Raw genomic sequence first — 1623 nt, forward strand, 5'->3', positions numbered from 1 at the left:
CGGCCGGCCCGCCCAGCCCCCAGGCGTGCGGCGGCTCGCCGGGCGCGCTGCCCACCGGGTGTCCGGGGTGGACTCCAGGACGGCCTTCGCGCCGCTGGCGTTGACGTCGGGGCGGCGCACCTCGACGCCGTGCCGCCGGGCGTCGTCGACCAGGGTCTGCGGCGAGTAGAAGCCCATCGGCTGGGCGCCCAGCAGCGCGGCCAAAAACGGGCCCGGGTGGTAGCGCTTGAGCCAGGAGCTGGCGTACACCAGGTAGGCGAAGCTCATCGCGTGGCTCTCCGGGAAGCCGTAGCTGGCGAACGCGGTGAGCTTGCGGTAGACGTCGTCGGCCAGCTCGCCGGTGATGCCCCGCTCGGCCATCCCGGCGTAGAGCCGGTCGGCGACCCGCGCCATCCGCTGCACCGACCGCTTGGCGCCCATCGCCCGGCGGAGCTGGTCGGCCCCGGCCGCGTCGAAGCCGGCCAGGTCGATGGCGAGCTGCATGAGCTGCTCCTGGAACAGCGGCACGCCGAGGGTCTTCTCCAGCGCGTTGCGCATCAGCGGGTGCGGGTACGTCACCGGCTCCTGACCGTTGCGGCGCCGGATGTACGGGTGCACCGAGCCGCCCTGGATCGGGCCGGGCCGGATCAGCGCCACCTCCACCACCAGGTCGTAGAACTCGCGGGGCTTGAGCCGGGGCAGGGTGGCCATCTGGGCGCGGCTCTCCACCTGGAACACCCCGACCGAGTCGGCCCGGCAGAGCATGTCGTAGACCTCGGGGTCGTCCAGTGTCATGTCGCCCAGGTCGAGGGTCGTCCCGATCATGTCGTAGCCGTAGTGCAGGGCCGAGAGCATGCCGAGGCCGAGCAGGTCGAACTTCACCAGCCCGACGGCGGCGCAGTCGTCCTTGTCCCACTGGAGCACGCTGCGGCCGGGCATCCGCCCCCACTCCACCGGGCAGACCTCGATAACCGGGCGGTCGCAGATCACCATCCCGCCGGAGTGGATGCCCAGGTGCCTCGGGAACGTCTGGAGCTGATCGGCGTACGCGACGACCTGCTCGGGGATGTCCTCGGCGTCGACGGAGGCGACCGAACCCCAGCGGTCGATCTGCCTGCTCCAGGCGTCCTGCTGGCCGGGCGAGAAGCCGAACGCCTTCGCCACGTCCCGCACCGCCGAGCGCGGCCGGTACGAGACGACGTTGGCGACCTGGGCGGCGTGCTCCCGGCCGTACCGGGCGTAGACGTGCTGGATCACCTCCTCCCGACGGTCGGACTCGATGTCCACGTCGATGTCGGGGGGCCCGTCGCGCTCCGGGGCGAGGAACCGCTCGAACAGCAGCCGGTGCCGGACGGCGTCGACGTTGGTGATCCGCAACGCGTAGCAGACCGCCGAGTTGGCCGCCGACCCCCGGCCCTGGCAGTAGATGTCCGCCCGGCGGCAGAACGCGACGATGTCGTACACCACCAGGAAGTAGCCGGGGAAGCCCAGCTCGTCGATCATCCGCAGCTCGTGGTCGAGCTGCCGGTACGCCTCCGGGTGCGCCTCGGGCGGCCCGTACCGCTCCCGGGCCCCGGCCATGGTGAGCGCGCGCAGCCAGCTCATCTCGGTGTGCCCGGCCGGCACCGGGTAAACCGGCAGCTT

At 72.2% G+C, this 1623-nt stretch carries 1 pseudogene; it reads right to left on the reverse strand.

Features of this window, described 5'->3' with window-relative positions:
• Positions 1 to 1623, reverse strand: a pseudogene (gene dnaE, locus MCAG_RS06550) (DNA polymerase III subunit alpha); the annotation flags it as partial.

Source organism: Micromonospora sp. ATCC 39149 (genome assembly GCF_000158815.1).
Classification (GTDB): domain Bacteria; phylum Actinomycetota; class Actinomycetes; order Mycobacteriales; family Micromonosporaceae; genus Micromonospora.